The 1239-nt window shown below is 48.1% G+C and carries 2 rRNA genes; both read left to right on the top strand.

The annotated features are described in order from the left end of the window. Nucleotides 1-633 (top strand): 23S ribosomal RNA (locus tag KT99_RS19680); the annotation flags it as partial. Nucleotides 634-840: 207 nt separating this feature from the next. Next, nucleotides 841-956: ribosomal RNA gene (gene rrf / locus KT99_RS19675) — 5S ribosomal RNA — on the top strand. Nucleotides 957-1239 lie beyond the last annotated feature (283 nt).

Below are 1239 nucleotides of genomic sequence, written 5' to 3'. Positions count from 1 at the left end.
TAACGGAGGAGCACGAAGGTTGGCTAAGTACGGTCGGACATCGTACGGTTAGTGCAATGGCATAAGCCAGCTTAACTGCGAGACAGACACGTCGAGCAGGTACGAAAGTAGGTCATAGTGATCCGGTGGTTCTGTATGGAAGGGCCATCGCTCAACGGATAAAAGGTACGCCGGGGATAACAGGCTGATACCGCCCAAGAGTTCATATCGACGGCGGTGTTTGGCACCTCGATGTCGGCTCATCACATCCTGGGGCTGAAGTCGGTCCCAAGGGTATGGCTGTTCGCCATTTAAAGTGGTACGCGAGCTGGGTTCAGAACGTCGTGAGACAGTTCGGTCCCTATCTGCCGTGGGCGTTGGATGATTGAAGGAAGCTGCTCCTAGTACGAGAGGACCGGAGTGGACGAACCGCTGGTGTTCGGGTTGTTATGCCAATAGCATTGCCCGGTAGCTACGTTCGGAATCGATAACCGCTGAAAGCATCTAAGCGGGAAGCGAGTCCTAAGATGAGTCATCCCTAGGGATTTAATTCCTCTAAAGAGCCGTTCGAGACTAGGACGTTGATAGGCAGGGTGTGTAAGTGCTGTGAGGCATTGAGCTAACCTGTACTAATGACTCGTGAGGCTTAACCATACAACCCAGATGGGTTTACTCTTGTTAAGAGAGAAGTATGTGGTTAATGAGTGATTACTTTACAAGCACAAAAGAATACCGACTTGATTTAAGTTGAACCAATTATTACTTTTATTTAAAGCTGTTTAAAAGACTTTTTAAATAGCCAGCTTTCTAAATTCTTTTACCTTTAGCTTTTTGAAAAGCTGAAAGTAATCGCAAAATTAGTCTGGAAACCATAGCATTGTGGCCCCACCTGAATCCATCTCGAACTCAGAAGTGAAACGCAATTGCGCCGATGGTAGTGTGGGGTCTCCCCATGTGAGAGTAGGTCATTTCCAGGCGCTCATTAAGTGAAAAAGCCACCTGAATAAGGTGGCTTTTTTGCGTCTGGGATTTAATAAAGTGTTGGCTGTTTAGCTCGAGCTTATCAGTACAGATATCAGGTGACTTATCCACTTAGGATGGCATGAATGCCTACCCCCGATGTCGCCCCGCCGCTGAGCGGACTCTCCCGCTACGAAACGAAGTTTCTCCGCGTTCAATTAGGGCTGAATACTGCGTATTCAAAGCGCCGTAATTTCACCCCCATGTGTCCACTTCGTGGATCGAGTAGGTCATACCAGC

The sequence above is a fragment of the Shewanella benthica KT99 genome (assembly GCF_000172075.1).
Taxonomy (GTDB): Bacteria; Pseudomonadota; Gammaproteobacteria; order Enterobacterales; family Shewanellaceae; genus Shewanella; species Shewanella benthica_A.
The sequence above is the reverse complement of the archived record's forward strand: the minus strand, read 5'-3'. Positions and strand labels throughout refer to the sequence as shown.